The 23,476-nt window shown below is 62.2% G+C and carries 14 protein-coding genes, 1 tRNA gene and 1 pseudogene; 4 read left to right on the top strand and 12 right to left on the bottom strand.

Annotation, left to right across the window (positions count from 1 at the left end; translation table 11 throughout):
• Positions 1–3: 3 nt before the first annotated feature.
• From HMPREF2604_RS09995 to HMPREF2604_RS09985, 3 genes and pseudogenes are all read right to left on the bottom strand, one after another.
• Positions 4–2,544: pseudogene (locus HMPREF2604_RS09995) on the bottom strand (type I restriction-modification system subunit M); the annotation flags it as partial.
• Positions 2,545–2,712: 168 nt separating this feature from the next.
• Positions 2,713–2,789: transfer RNA gene (locus HMPREF2604_RS09990), tRNA-Met, on the bottom strand.
• A gap of 157 nt (positions 2,790–2,946) precedes the next feature.
• Positions 2,947–5,925 carry a UPF0182 family protein gene (locus HMPREF2604_RS09985; RefSeq protein WP_070564957.1) on the bottom strand — a complete coding sequence of 993 codons (2,979 nt, stop codon included), beginning with the start codon at positions 5,923–5,925 and terminating at the stop codon, positions 2,947–2,949.
• Between the two features lie 123 nt (positions 5,926–6,048).
• Here HMPREF2604_RS09985 and HMPREF2604_RS09980 point away from each other — a divergent pair, with 123 nt between their 5' ends.
• Positions 6,049–6,639, top strand: a complete 591-nt coding sequence (locus tag HMPREF2604_RS09980; RefSeq protein WP_070520224.1) for a PPA1309 family protein — start codon at positions 6,049–6,051, stop codon at positions 6,637–6,639.
• A 93-nt stretch (positions 6,640–6,732) separates the two neighbouring features.
• Positions 6,733–7,407, top strand: coding sequence for a beta-N-acetylglucosaminidase (locus tag HMPREF2604_RS09975; protein WP_070564954.1), 675 nt, complete (start codon positions 6,733–6,735; stop codon positions 7,405–7,407).
• Positions 7,408–7,427: 20 nt separating this feature from the next.
• Here HMPREF2604_RS09975 and HMPREF2604_RS09970 read toward each other — a convergent pair whose 3' ends face one another.
• Positions 7,428–8,504 carry a YlbL family protein gene (locus HMPREF2604_RS09970; RefSeq protein WP_070564951.1) on the bottom strand — a complete coding sequence of 359 codons (1,077 nt, stop codon included), beginning with the start codon at positions 8,502–8,504 and terminating at the stop codon, positions 7,428–7,430.
• Positions 8,505–8,597: 93 nt separating this feature from the next.
• Between HMPREF2604_RS09970 and HMPREF2604_RS09965 the strand changes: the two genes are divergently transcribed.
• Complete coding sequence (locus HMPREF2604_RS09965; protein WP_070564948.1) at positions 8,598–10,016, top strand: zinc-dependent metalloprotease; 1,419 nt, start codon at positions 8,598–8,600, stop codon at positions 10,014–10,016.
• Here the strand turns inward: HMPREF2604_RS09965 and HMPREF2604_RS09960 are convergent.
• Positions 10,013–10,510 carry a M48 family metallopeptidase gene (locus tag HMPREF2604_RS09960; RefSeq protein ID WP_070564945.1) on the bottom strand — a complete coding sequence of 166 codons (498 nt, stop codon included), beginning with the start codon at positions 10,508–10,510 and terminating at the stop codon, positions 10,013–10,015. The genes HMPREF2604_RS09965 and HMPREF2604_RS09960 overlap by 4 nt on opposite strands.
• 73 nt (positions 10,511–10,583) lie before the next feature.
• On the opposite strand from HMPREF2604_RS09960, the gene HMPREF2604_RS09955 reads away from it, so the two are divergent.
• A complete protein-coding gene (locus HMPREF2604_RS09955) occupies positions 10,584–11,414 on the top strand; it encodes a TOMM precursor leader peptide-binding protein (protein ID WP_070564942.1) in 831 nt (276 codons plus the stop codon).
• Here the strand turns inward: HMPREF2604_RS09955 and HMPREF2604_RS09950 are convergent.
• The 7 genes from HMPREF2604_RS09950 to HMPREF2604_RS09920 are packed head-to-tail and all read right to left on the bottom strand — an operon-like array spanning position 11,411 to position 23,452.
• Positions 11,411–13,462: an ATP-dependent DNA helicase UvrD2 gene (locus HMPREF2604_RS09950; protein ID WP_210384682.1), complete on the bottom strand. Its 2,052-nt coding sequence runs from the start codon at positions 13,460–13,462 to the stop codon at positions 11,411–11,413. The genes HMPREF2604_RS09955 and HMPREF2604_RS09950 overlap by 4 nt on opposite strands.
• A complete protein-coding gene (locus HMPREF2604_RS09945; RefSeq protein WP_070564935.1) occupies positions 13,434–14,168 on the bottom strand; it encodes an NAD(+) diphosphatase in 735 nt (244 codons plus the stop codon). Before HMPREF2604_RS09945 ends, HMPREF2604_RS09950 begins: the two co-directional genes overlap by 29 nt.
• Complete coding sequence (locus HMPREF2604_RS09940; RefSeq protein ID WP_070520204.1) at positions 14,168–15,280, bottom strand: potassium channel family protein; 1,113 nt, start codon at positions 15,278–15,280, stop codon at positions 14,168–14,170. Before HMPREF2604_RS09940 ends, HMPREF2604_RS09945 begins: the two co-directional genes overlap by 1 nt.
• A gap of 42 nt (positions 15,281–15,322) precedes the next feature.
• The gene (locus HMPREF2604_RS09935; RefSeq protein ID WP_070564932.1) at positions 15,323–18,535 is read right to left on the bottom strand and encodes an ATP-dependent helicase; all 3,213 of its coding nucleotides are present in this window, start codon (positions 18,533–18,535) and stop codon (positions 15,323–15,325) included.
• Positions 18,528–21,704, bottom strand: a complete 3,177-nt coding sequence (locus HMPREF2604_RS09930) for an ATP-dependent helicase (RefSeq protein ID WP_246818415.1) — start codon at positions 21,702–21,704, stop codon at positions 18,528–18,530. Before HMPREF2604_RS09930 ends, HMPREF2604_RS09935 begins: the two co-directional genes overlap by 8 nt.
• Before the next feature lie 3 nt (positions 21,705–21,707).
• The gene (locus HMPREF2604_RS09925; RefSeq protein ID WP_070564929.1) at positions 21,708–22,481 is read right to left on the bottom strand and encodes a hypothetical protein; all 774 of its coding nucleotides are present in this window, start codon (positions 22,479–22,481) and stop codon (positions 21,708–21,710) included.
• A gap of 29 nt (positions 22,482–22,510) precedes the next feature.
• Positions 22,511–23,452 carry a DUF3152 domain-containing protein gene (locus HMPREF2604_RS09920; RefSeq protein WP_070564926.1) on the bottom strand — a complete coding sequence of 314 codons (942 nt, stop codon included), beginning with the start codon at positions 23,450–23,452 and terminating at the stop codon, positions 22,511–22,513.
• Positions 23,453–23,476 lie beyond the last annotated feature (24 nt).

Genomic DNA, 23,476 nt, shown 5'->3' with positions numbered 1-23,476 from the left:
TGACTATGCATCGCGACCACCGCCCAGCAGCTCCTGGAGTGCAGCCACGGCCTGCATGTCGGCGGCGTTGCCGGTAAGCCCGCTCAGTAGGCCAGCGAGTTCTTGCTCCGTCTCGCGAATCTTCACGTCGAGGTCGGTCAGCGCGACGGCGTACTTGTCGTGCAGCGCCTGGACGCGGCCGGCCAGGCCTGCAAGCACGTGACCAGGGATTTCGCGCAGGTCATCCATAAGTGAAGTAATCCACTTGGCGGTGAGCACCTCATCGACCTGCGCTTCGGTAAGCGCTTCAATGGTCGCGTAGGTGTCTTTCTCCAACTGCTCTTGCGCAGCCTTGAGGTTCTTCTTGAGCTTGTCCCGCTGGGCGATAAGTGCCTTGGCGCTGAGCATGGCAGCCTCAGTGCTGTCCTCCGGCCAGGTCTCGCCCTTGGCCAGCTTCGGCAGGTCCTTGATGGCCTTGTTCAGCTCGGTCTTCTTGAAGGCGTCCTGCTTGTCGTTAAGTATCTCGGTCAGGTCGGTCTTGTCGACTTCGCTTAAGCCCTCGACAAGCTGTGTTAGCTCAGATACAGCTGTGTCCACGTCGCGACTTAGCTGCGTTACCTGGTCCTTCTGTTGCGCCAGGTAGAAGGTCTGCACCAACTCGTTGGGAGCAACGCGCCCGTCCCATCCGATTTGGACATAGACCTTTTTCTTTTCCTTGGTCTTCCACTCCATCACGGGGTGGTTGACCCGCAGGGCATCGAAGCCTTCGGTCTGGATGACTTCTAGGTCACCGGCGGTTTTGACCCAGCTGTCATGCAGTACCTGGTAGCCCTCGTAGGCATCAACCAACGGTACAGGGTCGAGTCGGTCGAACAGGTCTGCCTTAAGCTGGTCCTCGGTGGTGGTAATGGGCACGGTGGCCGCGCCGTCCACCAGCAGCGCGTGCAGCTTCTCCGGGAGGTCGGATAGTGCAGCGTCAACCTGGTTACGCAGTGCCTGGGCTGCAGGGTGCTTGTCGATGGTCTCGCGCAGGTTGGCGGTCTTCAGCTCCGCGTAGCCTTCTACCTTCTCGGTGAACAGCGCCTCACGCAGTCCCGGTAGGGCGGTCCAGTAGTGCTCCAAGGCGGCAATCTCACTGGTGGGGATGCCGCCGTGCATGGTGGCGTACAGGTCTACAGACTCTGGCGGCAGGGTGGCGGACACGTAGCGCGGGATGTTGAGGTTGTGGTCGTTGGCACGAATCTCGTCGCGGGTCACGACCTTAGCGAAGTGTGGCACGTCAACGCGGTTGCGGACGGCATCGACGATGCGCTGGATGTCGCGGGCACGCAGGTGGTTGTACTTACCCTGCTTGATGAAGCCCTGCGAGGCGTCGATGAACAGCACGTCATCGCGGTCACGTTCTTGCTTGAGCACCATGATGATGGTCGCGATACCGGTGCCGTAGAAGATGTTGGAAGGCAGGCCGATAATGGCATCGATGTGGTTGGCCTCGATGAGATTGCGGCGGATGTCGGCCTCCGAGCTGCCACGGAACAGCACGCCGTGCGGCAGGACGATGGTGAGGATACCGTCGGGTTTGACGTGGAACAGCTCATTCAGCAAGAAGGCGTAGTCGGCCTTGGTCTTCGGAGCTAGACCAAACCGTGCGAATCGCGGGTCAGCCTCGTTGCCTTCGGGTTCCCACTTCTGGGAGTAGGGCGGGTCGGAGACTACGGCGTCCACATAGAGCGGCTGGTAGGTCTGTACCGGGTCGAACTCGTCGAACATCGGCCAGTCATGGGCCAAGCTGTCACCGTTGCGGGCGACGATGTTGTCCGCCTTCACGCCGCGCATGACCAGGTTCATGCGGGTGAGGTTGTAGGTGTTCTCGCGCAGCTCCTGGGCGAAGTACTTAATACGGTCTGGGTCCCCCATGCGCTTGGCGACGGCATGGCCGATGTTAAGCAGCAGGGAGCCAGAGCCGGAGGTCGGGTCGTAAATCTGAATCTCGTCGCGGTCCTTGAGGTGGTCAGCGACGATGTTGCTCATGATGAGCGAGACCTCATGCGGGGTGTAGAACTCGCCTGCCTTCTTGCCCGCGTTAGCCGCGAACTTCTCGATGAGGTACTCGTAGATGTATCCCAGCACGTCATAGCCCTGCTTGCCATCAGTGGGGATGTCATCGATAAGGTCCAGTAGCTTCTTGATGGCTGAGGTACGGGCAGCGTCGGTTGTGCCCAGCTTCGACAGGCTGGTGTCCAGGGTGTTAAGGATGCCCTCGAAGACGTGCTTGTGCTCCGGGGCGATGTTGCGCTTGAAGGTAGCCAGGCCGTCGCGCACGTGAGCGATGGAAAAGTCGTTACCCATGTCCCGCCACGTCGAGTACAGGTTCTCGTAAGTGAGGAAGTAGCCCAAGTTGTTACGCACCAGGGCCACGGTGTCAGTGTCGGTCTCAACGAGCGCATCGGGCAGGTCTTCCGATTCAGCGTCGTTATTGAGCATGAACTGCTCTACTTGGTCGGACAGGAACTTATAGAAGATGAAGCCGAGAATGTAGTCCTTGTAATCCTGCGCTTCGATCTTTGAGCGTACCGACGATACCGTACAGCGAGAAGATTTTACTTTCTAAGTGCATGGCTTGGGGGGAGCGGCGAAGTCCTACGTGGTGCAGGATTCAAAGCCCCAAATGGCGATTCCAGCACAAAACAGAAAAGGCCCCTACCGGTGTTTCCACTGGTAGGGGCGGGAAGTTGGTAGCGGGGGCAGGATTCGAACCTACGACCTCTGGGTTATGAGCCCAGCGAGCTACCGAGCTGCTCCACCCCGCGTCGAGATGTACTTCCGAACATCAAGCGCTTCAGCACACTGTGGTTAATCACTAGGATTTTTACCCCGTGTGCCGGCGACTCATGTAACTATACAGACGCCATGGCGCCTACCCAAATCCCCTGGGCAGGCGCCATTTCTCTGGACTACGTGGAGCTACTACTGAGACTGCAGCGAGCGGTACTCCTCCACTGCCTTGTCCAGCTCGTCCAAGGCCTTGCCGTACTCCTCAAAGGAACCGTTCTTAGCCTTGTCCACGCCATCGAGAGCCTTGTTGATGGCGTCGATAGCCTCGCCTTCACTCGATGCCTTCGGAGCGGAGGCCGGTGCGGAAGCGTCGGAGTCCTTGGAGTCAGCCGCGTCCTTCTTGTCACCGCCAGTGTTTCCAGCCTGGTCACCGTCCTTGCCGGTATCGCCTTCGATCTCCGTGATGTTCTGCGCGGCCTTCGGGTCGATTCCAACCTGGTCCAGGGCCTCACCGATGGTCGGGGCATAGCCCACACGGCCCTTGTAGGACACCAGCACGCGCAGCAGCTTCGGGAACGCGGACTCTTGGCCCTTACGCTGCGAGTAAATCGGCTCGAGGTAGAGGATCTCCCCATCCCCCACTGGCAGCGCCAAGAGGTTACCGTTCTTCAGGTCATTCGAGCCCTGCCACAGCGTGCGGTCACGCGCCACCTGGTCGGAAGACATCATCGCGTCCTGTGCCTGCTTCGGGCCCTGGGTCTGGGTATTCGTCGGCAGCACGCGCACGGTGATGTTGCCGTAATTGTCCGGGTCAGAGGACACCGCCATGTGTGCGGAGAGGAACTGACGGTTCAGGCCACGGTAGGAAGTGATGAGCTGGAAGCTCGGCTTCTTGGTCTCCGGGTCGGCTGCCAACACGTAGTACGGCGGCTGGTTCAGTCCCTGAGATTCACCGGCGGTGGGGTCCTCCGGCACGGACCAGAAGGCATCGTTGTTGAAGAAGACGCCCGGGTCATCCACGTGGTACTTGGCCAGCAGATTGCGCTGCACCTTGAACATGTCCTCCGGGTAGCGCAGGTGCTGGCGCAGTTCGTCGGAGATCTCCGACTCTGGCTTGACGACGCCCGGGAACACACCCTCCCACGCCTTGAGCACGGGGTCCTCGGTGTCGAACTCGTAGAGATCGACGGTGCCATCGTAGGCGTCGACAGTCGCCTTGACCGAGTTGCGGATGTAGCCCACTTGGTCGTTGACCAAGCGCTGCGTCGTGCCCGTCGGGTTCTGAGTGTCCTGGGTGGTCTCCGTCAGGGAGGTGCGCTGCGAGTACGGCAAGGAATCCAGCGTGGTGTAGCCGTCCACGACCCACTTGACGCGGCCGTCGATAACCGCCGGGTAGGTGGAGGAATCCGTGGTCAGCCACGGGGCGACCTTCTCCACGCGCTCGCGCGGATCGCGGTCATAGAGCAGCTTGGATTCCGAGCCGACACGATCCGAGAGCAGGAAGTTTAGCTCCTGGTATTTCAAGGCGTAGGCAGTGCGGTCAACGATGTTTCCGATGTCTACGCCACCCTTACCGTCGTAGGTGTAGGTGGAGGTATCGGTATCGTATTCCACCGGTTTATCGCCGGTCTTGCCCACGATGGCGTAGTCCATGCCATCCTGTGCGCTAGCGATCACAGGGCCGAAGTAGGTGCGCGGCTGGTCAACCTTGATGCCGAGGGATTCCTCAGCGTTCTTGGTCTCGCCCTCGCCTTCGGCGTCCTTGCCCGCCTGGGTCTGCAGGTCAGCAACAGTGAAGATGGGGAAACCACCGCGGGCGGAGCCGGCGTCACGAGCCACCTCATCGACGGTATTTGCCTGCGCGGCGATAAAGCCGTTGCCGTGGGTGTACACGGTGTGGCGGTTGATCCAGTTTTGCTGGTTCTCCTGCAGCTCGTTGGGGTCCAGCTCGCGCGCGGCAACCACGAAGTCACGCAGCTCGCCGTCGATTTCATAGCGATCCATGGCTAGCGTTTCTGGGAAGCCATAGAAGTTCTTCAGCTGCTGCATCTGGGTGAACGTCGGCGCCAAAATGTCCGGGTCCAGCAGGCGCAGGTTGGAAATGGTGGAGTCATCGGAGGCGACCTTGTCATCGGAGACGTCGTCAGCACCCCAGTTCTCCTCGTAGGTCACCTTGTCATCGGTGAGGCCATAAGCAAAACGCGTGGACTCAATGTTGCGGGAGATGGACTCCGCCTCTTTAGCCTGGCGGTTCGGGTTCACGGAGAAGCGCTCCATGATGAGCGGCCAGCCCTGACCAATAACCAAGGAAGACAGCACCATGAGCACCACGGCCAGGCCGGGGATGCGCAAGTCCTTGATCACGACGGCAGAGAAAATCGCCACGGCCACGAACACGCCGATGATCATGAGAATGATCTTCGCCGGCAGGTAGGCGTTGATATCCGTGTAGGAACCACCCGTAAACAGCGAGTGCTGGTTATACAGCAACTCATAGCGGCCCAGCCAGTATCCAGCCACCTGAAGCAGCATCCAGATTCCGGCGGTCACGGCAAGTTGAGTGCGCGCCGACTTCGACAGCGAACCACGCACACCCGAGGCGCGGTTACCCAGGCGAATGCCACCGAGAATGTAATGCCCCACGAGTGCGATGAGGAAGCACACGGCAACCAGCATGGAAGCAGCGCTGACCAGCATCGACCACACCGGCAGGCGGAAGGCGTAGAAGCCGAGATCGTGGTTGAACTGCGGGTCCGTCACCCCAAAATCGTGGGAGTTCAGAAAGAGCATGACGGTGCGCCAATTTGCCTGGCCCAGCAGGCCAGAGACAACACCAACGAGGACCGGGATGACCTTGAGGAAGACCCTCATCGTGCTTTCAATGGATTTGCGATATTGATAAACCGGGGAATTGAAATCCGCCATGTCCATCGAATCGCCGCGCCCGCGCCAGACAATGAGCCCCGCTACGTAGGTGACGGCCGCCGCCACTAGTCCGAAGAGGACGAAGAGCACGATGCGCATGATCAGGGTCTTGGTGAAGACCCCGCGGTACTCAATCGCGCCGAACCACTTCCAATCCGTGTAGAAGCCCACGAGCATGGGGCCAATGAACAAGAGGACCGCGATGATGGCGACAACCCACGAGAGAAACTTGGGCGGACGTTTCATCGGGGCGGTGGGTCGGTTGAGTCCGGAAGCCAACTCCAGCTCCAATCAAGTGTCGTGCGAATATAGAGGTATCAAGCTTCTAGTCTAGAGAAGCACTATGACCGTCAACGAACAAGGACGCTTATGAGTTCCCAACCTTCCTCCCAGCCCGCTGTACACCGCGCGCTCAACAAGGCCATGCGCGAGGCCGTGGATTTCATCCACGCCGAGGGTTGGGATGCACCTCCTACCCTTTTTGCTCTCGTCCCCACTGAGCTGGTGGCCGCACAGCTCGGTGACGTCGACGACTCCTCTCCCCTCACCCTCGTGGTGCAGGAATTGCCGGAGGGCATCGAGCCGGGCTCGGAGCACCTCGCGGACTACGTCTCGCGGCTGGCGTGGCCGCGGGAGATCGCCGGCGTCATCCTGGCACAGGAGATCATGTTCAAGGACACCGCGGACGCCGCGCTTGGCGACGCCCGCCCCGCGCGCCTCTTCTCCGGAGTCCTGCGGGCTACCGCCATGGCCGGCAGTTCCACAGCCGATTCGGAGGATATCGACGAGGACGGCGCCGAACTCACGCTTCTTCAGCTGCGCCCCACGGAGGAGGAACTGGCAGAAGCTGGCCCCTTCGCGCAGGACGATATTCAGCTGCGCGGCGGCCCGAACGTGGCACCGGGGGTCATCGCCGCCCTGCGCTACGGATTGGAGCAAGATCCGGAGGAGATGCTCTAATCGGCTCAACCTCTCATCGACTAAACTCAGTCTGCAGTGGCCATTAACGCTCAGCTCTCGGGGCTGGGCACGGAATCGATAGAGGAGTCTCTCGTGCGCTTGACATCTCGCTTCACCGCCGCAGCATCGGCCGTGCTTGCCACCGGCTGCCTGCTCACCGCATGTGGGAAGGACGATGCGCCCTCCCCCGAGCCGGCTCCTGCAAGCGAAGAAACCACTGCAGCCGCGGAGAAATCCAGCGCGCCGGCCCCGGCAACCACTGCCGAGGAATCCGAGACGCTCTCTCCTGCCGCATCCGAGACTGAGACCAGCTCGGACGCGGAGGAAGAATCCTCCACCCGCAGCTCCGCCGACCGAAAAGACAAGGACTCCAGCGAGTCCTCTGAACCAAGCGGCACATTCACTGATTCCGTGGAGCAGGCTTATGAGATCTTCGGTGGGCTCGTCCCGGAGGAGATCTTCGCTCAATTCGACCGCTGCGATCCCAACGGCGTGACGGATTCCTTCAACTGCTCCGGTTCCGAGGTGGGACAGTTCCAGTTCTTCAAGTCCAAGACCAAAGCTTCCCAGACCACTCAAGTTCTCACCGAGCTGCGCAGCTCCCGCGTCATCGAGGACAGTGGCAACCGCGTGGTGGGCTGGTCCATGCTGGGTAATACGGCCATCCTCACCGTCGTGGACAACGACGAAGGCCTCATCATGCAGCAGATGATCTCCACGGACCAGGACGATCCGGAAGAGCGCCTCAAGGAGCTTGGCTTGGTCTAGGACCGCAACTTCCTTTAGGGCTAGCCTTCGCAGGTCTCGACGGGCTTGCCCTCTGCAAAGTCGTGCATGGCTGTGATGGCGTCATCCAGCGTGTGGACCTTGGCCACCACCATGTCGCCGGTGCCACGGCTGACCGCCTCCGCGCAATTATCTGCAGGTGCGAGGAAGAGCTCGGCGCCCGCTTCCTGCGCGGCGTGTACCTTGTGGACGATGCCACCAATGGGGCCGACCTCGCCGTCCTCACCGATGGTGCCCGTGCCGGCAACAAACCGGCCGCCGGTGAGATCCTCATCGGACAACTTGTCGATCACCGCCAATGTAAACATCATTCCGGCCGACGGTCCACCGATGTCCTGTAGGTTGTAATCCACGGTGATGTCTTCGGTGGGCACTGAGGTCATGAGGATGCCCAGCAAAGCTACGTCGTCGTGCTCTGGGTGTGCGCCGAGGGTCACCGGGACTGTCTTTTCCTCGCCCTTGCGAATAATCCCCAGCTTCACCTCATCGCCGGGCTTAAGAGCGCGGATCTTCTCCTGTATCTGGCCAGGCTCCGTGACCTTGTCGCCGTTGACGGCGGTGATGATGTCGGCGTCGTCAAGCGCGCCCGCAGCGGGGCTGTCATCGAGCACCTGAGCCACCTCGATACGCACGGGCTTGTGCAGGTAGTCCATGGCGGCGACGGTAGCCGCCGACTCAGACTGGGTAAAAGCCTGTTGATTGGCTTCCTGAACTTCCTCATCCGTCTTGCCTTGCGGGATGACGCTGCCGATGGGGACGATGGTGTCATCGGTGAAAAGCCACCGACCGACGGCCTGCGCTAGCGTCATGTTGGTGCGCACGGAGACCGTCGTCATGTTGAGATGCCCCTGCGGCTGGAACGTTTCCGGGGCCTCGACGTTGACCACCGGCTCCCCTTCCACTTCACCCAATGTGTCCACGGTAGGGCCTGGTCCTTCGGCGGCGTAGGGCACCGACAGGGTGATGTCGGTGCCGGGGATGTGGTCGACGCTGAGCAGGGCTCCCGTCAACACCACCGGAATGGCTCCCCACGTCAGGGTGGACAAGCGGCGGGTTCGGGGGTTCTGCGGAGTTTTCACGGAGGATCAGCCTACAGCCTTGTGGAGCTTGTTCGCTCTCAGCGTTGCCGTGGTCCTAGAATCCGCGCTAGGAAACCTAGTAGATTAGGCCCCATGAGCAACGGATTCGGTTTTTCCTTCCCCAATAACGACGATGACGATGACAACGATCGTCGCGACCAGAACCCGTTCGGTGCCTTCGGCTTCAGCGCGGGCAACGGTGGCCTAGGAGACCTGTTGAATCAGTTCGGCCAGATGCTCTCCGGCATGGGTTCCTCCATGAACTCCCCGGAGGGTTCCGGCCCGGTCAACTATGACCTGGCCAAGCGCATCGCGCACCAGCAAATCTCCCGCGATAAAGAGGTCAGCGAGCAGGACCGCACCGCCGTGCAGGAAGCCGTGAGGCTGGCGGAACTGTGGCTAGATGATGCCACGATTCTGCCCACCGCGTCCGGCACCGTCACCGCGTGGAATTCCGCGCAGTGGCTGGATGAGACTCTGCCGATGTGGCAGCGCATGGTCACCCCAGTGGCGGAGCACATGAACTCCGCGCAGCTCGAATCCCTGCCGGAGGAAGCCCGCGAGATGATGGGCCCGATGACCTCGATGATGAACTCGATGTCCGGCATGAATTTCGGCATGAAGCTGGGCCATGCCCTGGGTGACTTGGCCGCGCAGGCGCTCACCGGTTCTGACTTCGGCTTGCCTGTCTCCCCCGCGGGCACCACCGCACTCCTGCCGCACAATATCCAGGCCATTGCGCGCGATCTCAACGTTCCGGGCCAGGAAGTGCTCGTCTACATCGGCGCCCGTGAAGCCGCCCGCCAGCGCCTGTTCAAGCATGTGCCGTGGTTGGTCGAGCGCCTCGTCTCCTCCGTTGAGGAATACGCCATGGGCTTGGTTATCGATACCTCCCACATCGAGGAAGCTACCCGCGAGCTCAACCTGGAATCCGGTGACCCGCAGGCCATCCAGGACGCGATGAACAAGCTGCAAGGCATGGACCTGTCCCCGCGGATCACCTCCCGCAATGCGGGCGCGGCTTCCCGCTTGGAGACTCTCCTGGCGCTCGTCGAGGGCTGGGTCGAGCACGTAGTGACCGAGGCCCTGGGTGAGCGCATCCCGTCCACGAAGGCGATGAATGAGGCGTGGGCTCACCGCCGCTCCACCGGTGGTTCCGCAGAAAAGGCCTTCTCCCAGGTCGTTGGCATTGAGCTAAACGCGCCGAAGGTAGAGGCGGCAGCTGAGCTGTGGCGCCGCGCCACCGTCGCAGTGGGCGCCGATAAGCGTGACTCCGCCTGGGACCACCCGGACCTGCTGCCTACCGCAGAGCACCTGGAGAACCCGGCTTCCTTCATCGACGGTTTGCTCGATGACACCCCCGACGAGGGCTTTGAAGAAGAGTTTTCCAAGCTGGAGGAGATGCTCCGCCAGCAGGACGCCAGCGCCAGCGATACCGCTGACGAGGACAAGAACACGGACGCCGGCGAGGATAAAGAAAACAAAAAGGACAAGCCGGAAGACGAGAACTAGCGGAAGCGCTGGTAGGCCTCGAGGTATCCCTTCGCGCGCTCGGCTTTGGGGGCTCGATCGGCCCACTCCCAAAATTCCGGGCCATGGCCCGGGATGAAGGTGTGCGTTAGCTCGTGGATAATGACAGCGTCGAGGACGTAGTCGGGAACATCCTGCAGCCGGTCAGAAATCCGAATATCTCCCGTTGAGGTAGTGCAACTACCCCAGCGGGATTTTTGGTTACTCACCCACCGGATGGATCCCACCGTGGCGCGGCCCTCTAGGAAACGAGCATTTAGAGTGCGGGCGCGGGCGGTCAGGGAGTCGTCGGAAAGCTGCGAAGAACTGTGCTTCTTGCGGACCTTCGCCACGATGCCATCCACTGCTTCGCGCTCCTCCGCCGCCGACATCCAGGCGGGGATGCGCACCTCCACGACGCCATCAACGACGCGGGCTTGGACAGTGCAGCGGCGCCGGGCGGAGCGGATGACGCGTACCTCGGGATTGCTCGACATGACAGGGCATTCTACCTGTGGTGCAATGGTGGCTAAACACAACTGGGGTGGGTTAAAGAACGGGGAGGAAAACATGAATGCTAAGACGTACATGTTGGCGCCAGAAACCGTGGTCATTGAACGCGAGCCTGGAATTCTCCAGTGTGGGATGGATGCCACGCGCGTTGGGGTCTTCGAAGCCCACCCGCAGCTGGCGGGGCTGCTCAACCGGCTGCGCACTCCGCTGACCCGGCAGACCATTGAAAAGTCCATCGAAAACACAGGCGTTAGCGCCTCCGCTGCTCGCAGTCTGGTCGATGATCTGATTAGCTATCGCGTTCTGTGGCCGGCTCCCCGTCCCCAGCGCGTGGCGGTTTTGGGAACCTCGGCCCTGGCCAATGAGCTGCGCGACGTCCTGCTTAGCGATTCCTTCCAACCCCGTTCCCCTCTCCACAGCGAAACCCCCGCCGAGTACATCGCGAACGTGGCCGGGCACCTGCCTATCGTGGCCGTCGATATGTTGGATGGCGCCACGGAATGGGCACAGGCACTGAGTAATTCCCCGGCGACCTGGCTGCCAGTGTCCATGCTCGATGCCCGCGGCATCATCGGACCGGTCCGCGTAGCTGGAGCCGGTCCCTGTCCGATGTGCGCGCACCTGCACCGCATCGAAGCTGACGAGCAGTGGCACGAGGTGGCTCACCGCGCCGCAGCGGTAGAGCCACCGGGTGACCCCATCGTGCGCACGGCGATAGTGATGCATGCGGTGGTGACCATCCGCCGACTCTTGGGAAGACCCGCCCCACCCGGGGCACCAGGCGGTAAACCGCTAGCAGGTGAGCTCACGGAGATAGACCTCTACGGCATGGAGCAACGCCGCCTGCTCATTGAACACCCGCGCTGCGCGTACTGCGCCGGTGTTTAACCGCGGGCCGACGCGATGATCCGCAGCACCTCCGCGCCATAGCGCTCCAGCTTGGAAGGGCCCACCCCTGAGATATCGAGCAGCTCTGCCTCGTTTGTGGGAAGCGCCTCCGAGATCGCTTGCAGGGTGGCGTCAGAGAACACGACATAAGCAGGTACCTGAGAGTCCTTCGCCACGGACGCGCGCCACGCGCGCAGTGCGTTGAAGACTTCCTCATCGCCCTCGTATTCACACCACTCGTGGCGGCCTAAGACCTTTTCCGCTGGGCTGCTGAGCTGGCCCGAGCACACCCGGCAGCGGCGCGGGCGATAGCGGCGGTTGGAGGACTGGCTTTCTTCGATTCCTGGCACCACGCCATCCAAGAAACGAGTGCGCTCACGCGAGGCTCGCGAGCCGGTGGTCTTTGCCAACGCCCACGACAGAGCTAGGTGTTCGCGGGCACGGGTAATGCCGACATAAAACAGGCGGCGCTCCTCCTCCACGTGCTCATCGCCGGCCTTGATGGCGTGGTTGATGGGCAACAGTTTTTCGGTGAGGCCCACGAGGAAGACCGCATCCCACTCCAAGCCCTTGGCTGCGTGGATGGTGGCCAAGGTGACGCCCTCCATCGTGGGGTTGTGCTTATTTTCGGAACGGCGGTGCAGCTCACCGAGCACGCCGGGAAGATCGATGCCCTCGTTGTCCTCCACGATTTGTGCGATGAGATCCACCAGTGCGGTGAGCGACTGCCAGCGCTCACGGGCCTGCGCGCCCTGCGGCTCCGTGGCGGACAGTCCCAGCTCCACGAAGGCCGCGCGCGCCACGGCCACCGGATCGTTCGGCAGATCATCGCGGCGCGTGGCGGCGATGAGCACGCGGATGGCCTCCAAGATCTCTGGGCGGCGGAAGAAGCCTTCGCCGCCGCGGACCTGGTAGACCACTCCGGCGTCGGCAAGCGCCTGCTCAAACTGCTCCGACTGCGCGTTGATGCGGTAGAGGATCGCAATCTCCGAGGCCTTAACTCCCTGGTTGAGCAAGGTCAGAACCTGGCCCGCGACCTCCTTGGCCTCAATCTCCTCAGACTCATAGGCCTTAAACGTGGGCTCGGGGCCGGGCTCGCGCATACCCTGCAGCTCCAGACGGGTTCCCGCAGCGCGGCCCGAAGCCTTCGAGATAACTTCGTTGGCCAAGTCCGTCACCTGCGGGGTGGAGCGGTAGTCTCGCTGCAACTTCACCACAGTGGCCTGCGGATAAGTGCGAGAAAAATTCAGCAAGTACTCCGGGGAAGCCCCGTTGAAGGAGTAGATGGTCTGGTTAGCATCGCCCACAACCGTCAGGTCATCGCGCTCACCCAACCACGCCTCCAATACTCGCTGCTGCAGCGGCGTGACGTCCTGGTACTCATCCACCACGAAGGTGCGGTACTGCTCGCGGAAGACCTCTGCCACCGCAGGCACGTTCTCGATAGCACCGGCGATATGCATGAGCAAATCATCGAAATCGAGGTACATGAGATCCGGGGTGGCCTTCATGTCCTCATAGCGGCGAAAGACCTCCGCCACCTTGGCCGGGTCCCCCGGTGCCTCGCGGTCCGTGGATTCGATGATTCCGGGATAGCCCTCGGGGCTGATCAGCGAGGACTTTGCCCACTCGATTTCCCCCAGGAAGTCACGGATGGTGTCCTTGTTGTTGTCCAATCCGAGTGAGCGCACCGCGCGCCCCACGAGGCTGAACTTGTTGTCGATGAGCTGCCAAGGCAGATCCCCCGCAACCTGCGGCCAAAAGTACTTCAGCTGACGGCGCGCCGCGGCGTGAAAGGTTTGGGCCTGCACTCCCCCGACGCCCATGTGATTGAGACGCTCACGCATTTCGCTTGCGGCACGAGTAGTAAACGTGACGGCCAGAACGCGTTGTGGGTTGACGAAGCCCTGGTCCACCATGTGGGCGATGCGGTAGGTAATCGTGCGCGTCTTGCCCGTACCGGCACCCGCGAGGATGCAGACCGGACCGCGCGGCGCCGTGGCTGCGGCCCGCTGGTCTTCATCGAGCAGGGACAGATCCGGTCTCATCACCGTGGAACCACTCCATAATCATCGTGTGTGCAATTGAGCCCTTGCGGGCAATGGTCAGTTCTGGCAGCTCAGCGCGGGACACCCACCGCACTTCCGCGAGCTCTCCGTCAATATCGCACACGGGCCGGACATCCTCCGTGACCGCGGAAAAGCCCACCATCAACGAACCACTCGGTGGCCAGGGTTGCGAGCCCCAATAGGAAACTGATTCAACGCGGCGACCGGTTTCTTCCAAAGCCTCGCGGACCATGGCCTCTTCGAGGGTCTCGCCGGGATCGACATAACCGGCAATGAGTGAAAAGAACCCTGAACGGTGCCGGTTGCGAGCCAGAAGAATACGGTCCGTTTCTGGGTGGCGGATGATGCCGATGACGGCCGGATCGAGGCGCGGGAAAACGAGGCGCTCGCCGTCGTGGCCCACGGCCCCCGGGGCAGGATAGGACAGCTCACGCCCAGTGCGCGGATCAAAGCGCGCTTCACGACGGTTGCGAATCAGGTGCAGCGCTTTGAGGATATCGCGCTGCCCGTTGAAAAAGGTGGCATCGCGCAACGTCCCGAGCCGCTCGGCGGACTCAGTGCCCACGAGGAAAGCATGGATGGACCCGGCTGTCACCACGATATCCCCCGCCGGCTCAGCCAGGTAAACAGGTTGCCCTTGAGGCGTTACCGGAACGCGGCCGGCTTCGGTGACGGGCAGGAACATTAGTTGCCTTCGTCCTCATCTTCATCGGTATCTTCCGCGGCTTGCTGCATCTCGTGCTTGATGTAGAGCAGGCGGTCACCGGGCTTGAGCGCGTAGGCATCTGCCGTGTCGACGCGGTGCAGCTCGTTATTACGCAGGACTGCCAAGACGATGTCCGCGAGGTGGCGCGGGTTGGAGCCCACCTCGAATTCGCGTACAGCGCGCTCGGCCACGGAAAAGCCCTCATTCGGAGAGAGGAGGTCCTCCATCATCTCCACCACCGTTGGGGTGACGGTGGCAAGGCCCAGGAGGCGGCCGGCCGTTTCCGCAGAGGTGACCACCGAGTCGGCACCGGACTGCAGGAGAAGGTGGCGGTTTTCGGATTCACGCACAGACGCGACAACCTTAGCCTTCGGATTGAGCTCGCGCACAGACAACGTGCACAGCACCGCGGTATCGTCCGTGGACGGCGTCACCACCACGGAGGAGGCGTGCTGCGCTCCGGCGATGCGCAGGACATCCTGCTTGGTTCCGGAGCCATAGATGGTGACAAGGCCATGATGCTCGGCGCTAGCTAGGGCCGCACGGTTATTGTCTACGACCACGATTTGGGAGGCTGGGACGTCATCGGCGATAAGCGCGGCGACCGCACCGGCGCCCTTGGTGCCATAGCCGATGACGACGGTGTGGTTACGCAATTGCTTTCTCCAATTCTGGATTTCAAACGTGCGACGGGCTCGATCCGTCAGAACCGACAAGGTAGCACCGACCAACAAAACAAGGAAGAGCAGGCGGGCCGGAGTAACAATAACGAGGTTGATAAAGCGCGCCGTGGGGGTCACAGGGACGATATCGCCGTAGCCCACAGTGGTCAACGACACCGCTGAATAATAGGCAGCATCGAGGAAGGACAGGTCTTCGCTGTAGCCATCGCCGTCGAAAAAGACGACGATGGTGACGAAGACCAACAGCCCCATGGCCCAAATAACGCGGCTTGCCAGCTGTTTCCACGGGCTGGTGCTCTGCGTGCGCGGAATCGTGATGACGTCGATCAGCGCATGATCTGGCTGCGAGGTCAGCTCAACCTGCGACAAGAAACGCGATGTAAAGCGTTTACCTAAGTGCTTAGGCACGAAGTGCCAACCTCCCTAGACAGTGCGGATTTCCTCGTGAGACTACCTTAGACTCAACCCCGGTGGCGTGGAAACTGCGGAGCTTAAAAGCTCAGCCAACCGTGCTCCGGTGGGCAAGTCATCCGGCTCCAAGAGATAATTCTCATGCACGTAGAAGAACGCCGCGCGGACGGTCTCCACGCCGTGGATGCGCCGCCATGCTTCTGCGTATACAGCCAGCTGAATCTGCGCCGAGGCCAATGCGGCGCCCTGCGGGCGGCGGCCGGTCTTCCAGTCCACGATGAGCCAGGAGCCATCCGGCTGCTGGAACACCGCGTCCATGCGGCCGCGGACAACCGAGTCCCCAATGGTGATCTCGAAGGGGGCCTCGACATAAGCGGGAGTGCGCTGTGCCCACTCGGAGGCCAAGAAAGACTCCTTGAGGGATTCCAAGTCATGGTCCGGTTCGTCGTGCGAGCCTGGCAGCTCGTCCTCCCCCAGCAAGGCTGGAGAACCGAAACGATCCTCCAGCCAGGCATGGAAAGCTGTGCCGCGCTTGGCATAGGAATTGGGCTTGAAGGGAATGGGGCGACGCTGGCGGCGTGCGAATTGAGTGGGATCCGCCGACATAGCCACCATGTCGGAGGCCGTCAGCTCGCCAGGCAGTTCAACATCGACCACGGGGGCTTGAAGGGCCTTGTGTTCTTCGATGAGTGCACTCGCCTCCTGCTCCCAGAGCCCAAAGACTTCGCCATCACGCAGCGCCGGTAAGTCTTCCATCGCCGCGCGCACCGCGTCTGCTGCTTTCAGCGCTTCCGCTTGCGGGGTCAGCGAGGGGAAAGACGCCTCTTTAACCGCGCCTTCCGCTTCTTCTTCCGGAACCTCGGGGACCTCCCAATGGACCACCAGATCTGGGTGCTTATCCGCCAGCAACTGCAGGTAGGAATAGGGTCCCTTCTTATTCTTTCCCTTCATCCTGTTGGTGCCGGAGCCCGTCACCGTCAACGTGGACTCGGTACGGGTCATGGCCACATAGAAAAGACGAGCTGCTTCCTCTGCTTGGAACTCGCGGTTTAGTTCTTTGAATGCTGTGCACGCCTTGTCGAAGTCGGTGCGTGTCACCGCATCCTCGGGGACATCAATGACGTCCTCATCGCCCGGGGCCTTCTCGATCTTGGTCAGGAAGGTTTCCGCCTGCGCCTTGTAGCTCGAGGAATCCGCATGTGCCACGCAGACGTGCTCCCATTCCAAGCCCTTGGCCTTGTGCACCGTCATGATCTGCACGCGGTTGCGCACAAGCGGGACCTCTCCCAGCTCGAGTCCATCTTCCTTCTCCTTCGCCAGCTCAAGGTAGTCCAAGAGGCCCGCCAGGCCATCCCCGTGGAAGCCCGCGACGAAGTCAGCGAAAGCGTCGAGGTGCGTAGTCCCACCAGCCTTACCGGAAGCGAGGACTTCGGTGCGCAGGCCGAAGAGCAGCTCAATGTCGGCGATGATGTCATTCAATGACTTCCCCAGGGAATAGGTGCGCAAGTAACGCAGCTTGGAGGAGACCTCCTCCATGCGTTCTAAGCCTTCCGCGCTGTAGCGATCGCGCTCGCCGAGGTCTGCGAGGGCGTCGGCAAGCCCCAGCACCTGGTCCGGGCCCTCCGCAGTGATCTCCTCGACCTGGATAGCCAGGTGCTCCAAAGGATCACCGCCCTCCCACCGCATGCGGCCCTCGGTGGCGCCTGCCAGGTTACGCTGACGCGAATGCAGCGCCTGGATATCGGCGATGCCCAAGCCGCACATCGGACCGGTCAGCACACGCAGTGCCGCCGCGCTGTCCTGTGGACGCACCAAGAGCGTAGCCACCGCCACGAGGTCTTGGATCTCTGGCTGCCAGAGCAGGCCACCCAGGCCGAAGATCTCATTAGGCACGCCAGCCTCATCCAAGGCGGCGGCGATCAAAGGCGATTGCCTATTGGTGCGCACGAGCACGGCGGCGCTGAAATCCTCGCCTTCCGGCGTGGACTCATAGAGCTGACGAAGGTGCTCAGCGATGAAGGCGCGCTCCTCGTCCTCAGATGCGAAGTAACCCAGCTCAACCGTGCCAGCCGGTGCCGTGGGCTTGGGCGACAGCTCATCCACGGGGCGCTCGCCGGGGCTTGAGGAGAAGAGCTCCGAAGCCACGTCATTGGCCAGCCCCAGCACCGCCGAAGGGTTGCGCCAAGAGGTAGTGAGCTGATCCTTCGGCGCCGGGGTGCCATCAGGCTGCGGAAAGTCCGTGACAAAAGCCTCCAGGTTTTCGGCCGTCGCGCCACGCCAGCCATAGATGGACTGCATGGGATCACCAACCGCAGTAACAGATAGTCCCTCGCGCTCGCCACCAAAGAGGGAGCGCAATAGGATGCGCTGCGCGTGGGAGGTGTCCTGGTACTCATCCAACATGATGACGCGGTAGCGCGCGCTTTGTTGCTCACCCAAAAGCGGGAACTTTTTGGCCAGGGTGGCGGCGATGGACATCTGCTCACCGAAGGTGATCACCCCGCGCTCCGCTTGCTCTTTCTTGAGAGCTTCCACCAAGGGCAGGTACTCCAAGCGCAGGCGCTGGATATCCAAGTACTTCTGCAAGTCTTTGCCGAACTCACCTTTAGTCCGGTTGCTCTTTTCTAGATCCTCAGCGGTCTTTCGGAAGATGTCCTCGTGCTCATAGAGATCCTGCGGATCCTTGAGCTCCCCGTCCATCGTTTCCGCGAGCTTGAGCAAGGTCGCGGTCACCGTGGCCACCGCGTTATCGGTGCTCAGCGAGCCCGTGTAGTTGCTGACCACCTCGTGGGCGATGGCATAGCGTTCCGCCTCCGTGATGATGCGGGCATTCGGCTCCACTGGCATGAGCAAGCCATACTCGCGGACGAGATCGCCTGCATAGGAGTCATACGTGGACACGTTGGGGGCGATATTCTCCACGGCCTCAGCCGCTGGGCTGCCTGGGGCAAGGATTCCAGAAGAACGCAGCGTCAACAGCTGGCGGCGGATGCGTTGCTCTAGTTGCTGGGCGGCCTTGCGGGTAAAGGTGAGGCCGAGGACCTGCTCCGGCCGCACCAGACCATTCGCCACGAGCGAGACCACGCGTGAGGCCATCGTTTCCGTCTTACCGGCGCCGGCGCCGGCCACGACGAGTTTCGGACCGAGCGGACCATCGATAACAGCGGCCTGTTCCGGGGTGGGAGGAAAAGGCTTGCCCAGCGCGGCAGCAAGCTCCTCAGAGCTGAAGTGTTGAGCCGGATTCTTAGGCATTGGTCACCAGACCTCCTTCATTCATCACGGGGCAAATAGAGCGAATTGGGCAGCGATCACAATCGGCATTCTCGCGCGCGGTCAGATCCGGTCCGCGCAGCTCAGCCACGAGTGCGGGCAGCATTTGTGCAAATTCCGCAAGCTCTTCTGGGGGCTTGGTGGCTTGTTCTCGGGTGGGCACGGAGGCAGCGCTCGACCGCGGGAACACCAGAACACCACCGCCTCGCGACAGGCCATCACCGGTCCGGATGGACACGTCATGAGATTCGCTACCTGGTTCTGCTGCAGCCCCGACGAGCTGGCCGTGTGCTAGCGCCAACTGATACGTCATGAGCTGAGTGTTGTCCTGGGCACTGGTCGCCGACGGGACTTTTGTCCCCGTCTTGAGATCCACCACAACATAGTCCTCGCCGGCTTTTGCCAGCCGGTCGATGAACCCACGGATGGTGACATCAGGACCGATATCCACGGTGACGGGGACCTCGACGCCCACGGGCTCGAGCGAGACTGAACTCGAGAGCACCCAGCCATGGGTGCGGTCGATGAGGCGTTCAAAGTCTGCACGCTCAGCCTCCCGGTGCCACGCGGGGCCTTCGAGGAGCGCGTCGAAGGCATCGAGCACCAGCTGCTTCGCAGGCTCAGCGGCCGCGCCGCGGCCTAAAGCCTCCAAGAAGGCATGCGCCAGGTTGCCCCGCACGAGGTTGATGTTCGAGGAATCATCTTCCACCAGCTGCCCCAACACGGCGTTGAGCGGGCATGTGAGCAGGGCATCGACCCGGGACGGCGATACTGTGCTCGAACCACGCAGCGGAAGCTCGGAGGCCACGCCGCGCGCGGCCCACCAGTGATCCGGATGCGCCCCTGGGACCCCAGCCTTTGCCAAGCGTGCCAACTGCCGTACCGCTTGGGAGCGCTCCGCCTCTCCGGTTTCCGGATCGGTAGCGCAGCGGCGTAGCTGCGCCACGAAGGAAGGCACTGACAACACCGAGACATCGAGGGGATCCACTTCCTCATCACCACGTGAACCGCTGTGCAGTGTGACCGGGCTCGGATCCGGAACCTCGAGGCCCAACTCGCGCGGCCAGGCCTGGCGCGCCAAGCGCTGGCCGGCCTCCCGGCGCGCTTGTGCACCGGGAACATCGACTCCGCGTGCAGAAAGGAATTCGTCGATGAAGCGGGAGGGTTCCTCCACCACATCGCCCTCCGGCGAATCCACCGCCACGATGAGCAGGCGGCTCAAGTGGCGGGTGGTAGCCACGTGGAAGAGGCGGCGCTCCTCCGCTAAGCGCCCGGACACGTGGCTCACCGGTGTGCCGGGCGTAATGTCGCGGTCGATGAGATCAATGAGGTCTTCTTGTCCAAAGAGGGAGCCGGTCTCCCCCACCGAGGGCCATGTGCCCTCTTGAACGCCCGCCACAATGACGGTGTCCCACTCGCGCCCCACCGCGCCGTGCGCAGTGAGGATCTCTACAGCATCGGGCAAGGCCGCGCGGCGGTCGCGCACGCCAGTAGGCAGCTCCTGCTCCGTGATGTGCAAGATGAAGGATTCCAACGATGCCGCCGGACGGCGCTCGGCGTAATCACCGGCAGCGTCGAACAGCGCCATCATCGCATCCAGGTCGCGATCTGCCTGGGAGCCCGCGGCACCACCGCGCAGAGCCGCTGCCTGCAGGCGCGTGTCCAAACCGGTGGCCTGCCACACCTCCCAGAGGACTTCCTCAACGGCAGCTCCCGCACGCAGGGCCGCACGCCCAGCAGACAGCACCCCGCGAATGCGCGCCAGAATCGCTTCCTCGCGCTCCGTGAGAAGGTTATTGAAGTCCGGCAACTCACCGTCCAGCAGCTCACGCAGCGATTCCATTCCGCGCTGCTCCGGCTTCCAACGGCGCAGGCCGCGGATGAGTCGGCGCAATGTTACCGGGTCAGCTCCACCGACAGGCCCAGTAATCAGGTCCTCGAGCTCTGCAGGATCGAGTTCATTCTCCAAGGCGCGCAACGCCAGGAGCACTGCTTTGACCAAGCGCTGCTCAGCAAGCACGACGTCCGTGGGATTGATATGTACCGGCACGCCAGCGCTAAGCAGTGTGCGACGGGCGGGACCAATATCCCCGGTGGAGCGCACTATCACCGCGATATCGCGCCATTGCACCCCGTCTTCGAGGTGGCGGCGGCGAACCGTATTAGCCACAACATCACGCAAAGTACCGCGGGAATCCACAACGCTGACGCACGCCGGGGAAGGCGTGCGGTGCGTAGAGCTCAGACGCAGCTCGTTCTCTGCCTCCCAAGTGGTGAGGAATTCCGAGTTGGCACCGCGGAAGGCAAAGACCGCTTGGTCGGGGTCACCACCAATCACTGTGAGTCGAGCGGTCTTCGCCAGCTCAGCAATCAATTGCCCTGAGGTCGGGTCCAGCAGCTGGGCATCATCAACCACGATGGTGTGCCATGGATGCTCACGCAGCAGCTCCGGGCGCAGAAGAACCTGGCTAACCAGCTCCGCAGCGGAGTAGGAATGCGAACCCGCCAGCGCCTGGGTGCGCTCATATTCGCGCAGGAACTCGCCCGCTGCCGCCCACATGGGCCGGGAGTAGCGCTGTCCCAGCTCCTCCAAATCTGAAGGCCCCAGGCCGCGTTCGATGGAGCGCAGCAACAGGTCACGCAGTTGGCGCGCAAACCCCACGTACTCAAGGGCTGGGCGCATCTCCTCCGGCCACGCGCCCCTGCCATCGGCAGCATGCCCCTGGAGCAATTCACGGATCACCGCATCCTGCTCAGCACCGGTAATGAGGCGCAGCTCTTCCTCGCTGCCTTGGCGCAGGAGCGCAAAAGCCAGCGAGTGTACCGAGCGCACCATCGAGGTCTGCGCGGCGTAGTCATCGAGGTTTTCAGCTAACTCGCGGCGCAGCAACGAGCCGGATTCCTTGGACGGGGCAACGACAAGGATGCCGGAGGCATCGGCGCCGGCGTTCAGTTGTGCCAAGACAACGTCGATAAGCAGGCTCGATACTCCCGATCCCGCCGCTCCCAGGACTCTCCACGTGCCCTGTTGCGGCAATGGCACGTCCCACGTGCGCGAGGCAGCACGACGTCTTCGGGGAATAAGGCGGACATCCGGCGAGGGGGGAAGCGTGACGCCGGTACGTGTGGGGGATTCGCTGCTGTACTTCACGCCCTACAGTCTGTCAGATGTTGCGGACACGAGGGCCGCTTCTACCCTTTCGATGTTCGAACGCACGGTCGCCTTTGACCGCGGGTGCAGGATATTGACGTAACGGCGGTATGCCACAGCACGCAAGAGCAACTGCTGTATACCGGGCACTGACGCAAAGCGAGCACAAATCTCATCGTCCACCGCCCCCGCAATGAGGCCATCCACCATGACCACCGCGGCGGACCAGCCCGCCGGGCGCGGGGCCGCGGAAGGCACAATATCAGTCAGCGCCGGCGGGTTAGCCCCGGAGAACACCGTGGTCCCCAGGACATCCACGTGCGCGGTGACCAGCGGAAGCCCTGCAAGCTCAGTATCGGAATAGGCCTCACCGCTCTCCTCCCAGGCAGCCCTCTCCGCCCGCGCAAAAACATCTTCGCGCCTATCCAGCGTGGGCAATGGCGCCAGCGCTAGGGCCTCATCGAGCCGCAGCGCCAACTGGGCAGTCTCATCAATGCGCCCGCGCAACTGCCCCTCCACGAACTGCGTGGCCTTCCACCCGGCAGCCGTGTAGCGCCCATCCGCCGTCAGCACCGGGCGGGCAATGCGCGCTCCCGGCAGACTGAGCTTCTCGCGCACCTTGGCGGACCAGCCAGTCCACGGCCGAGCCTCGGCGAAGACAATATCGCCCACGCGGATCCCGTTATCCCACGCAGGGCCCACAAGCTCACCCTGTGTTCGGCGCGGGTGAAATTCGGCGTTGAAAGCGGCAAGAACGGGCTCAGGTGGCAATGGCATGGGAAAATAATCCTTAGGTTTGGGGCGACCTACTCGGGCTTAGCGTGATCAGAATTAGCCGGGTTCGGGTAGGGCCACGGGTTCGGCTCGCACGTAACGTCCTCGTCCGGATAAACCTCGTTGGGTTCCTTCTCAAAAAGCTTGGCGTTGTTCAAGCTCAGCGTTTGCTGCATCATGACCGGCGCGAGTTTACCGTCCCCGCCACAGGGCTGGTGGGACGCAAAACCAATGGCATGGCCAAATTCATGGTTGATCAGGTACTGGCGGTAGTTGCCCAAGTCCCCCTCAAACGGCGCCGCACCGCGCACCCAGCGCGATTCGTTGAGGTTCACCGTGGACTCCCCGGTAATGGTGGTATGGCACGAGGTTTCTGATTCCAACTGCGCGCCGCACAACTTCGCCGTAGTCCCCAGCGAGGTGAGGCGGATGTGCGTATCGGGATTGTCATCAGCCTTGACGTGGATGAACTCAAAGTCGCCGTTGGCGGTCCACCCGCGGGGATCGGCCAGGGTGGCGTCGACCAGCGCTACGACAGCACTGTCACCACCATATGCGGAGGTGTCGATGCCATTTTCAATCTCGACGGAAAAGCGGATGGTTTGCTTCCCGCCCTTGCCCGCATGCATGGAGGACGGCCCTGCATCGCGGTAGGTTTCATCCCCCTGCTCGGTAAAGTCACCGCCGGCGGGCAAGCCATCCTTGGCCGCGGCAACTGCACTGGCATTGGCGGGATCAGGCCCCTTGGGGGAGGGTGCGTCAGCAGCCGCAGTGCTTGCCGACGTCTCCCCTGCCGCCGACACCTCCGCATCCTGGGCTGGGGAACGAAAAACATCAACCAGCACCCACACCGTGATGACGACCATGACGGGGATCGCCACCACTCGCCACCAGCCGTACTCGCGAGCGAAACGCTCCACCGCCGAGACGAACTGTGGGCGCTGCTTAAGTTCCGCGGGATTATCCATGGCCATTTAGGCTACCCGCTGAGGCAGCGA

This window comes from Corynebacterium sp. HMSC055A01 (genome assembly GCF_001809405.1).
Lineage (GTDB): Bacteria > Actinomycetota > Actinomycetes > Mycobacteriales > Mycobacteriaceae > Corynebacterium > Corynebacterium hesseae.
Note: the sequence above shows the minus strand (reverse complement) of the source record. Positions and strands in the feature narration are given on the sequence as shown.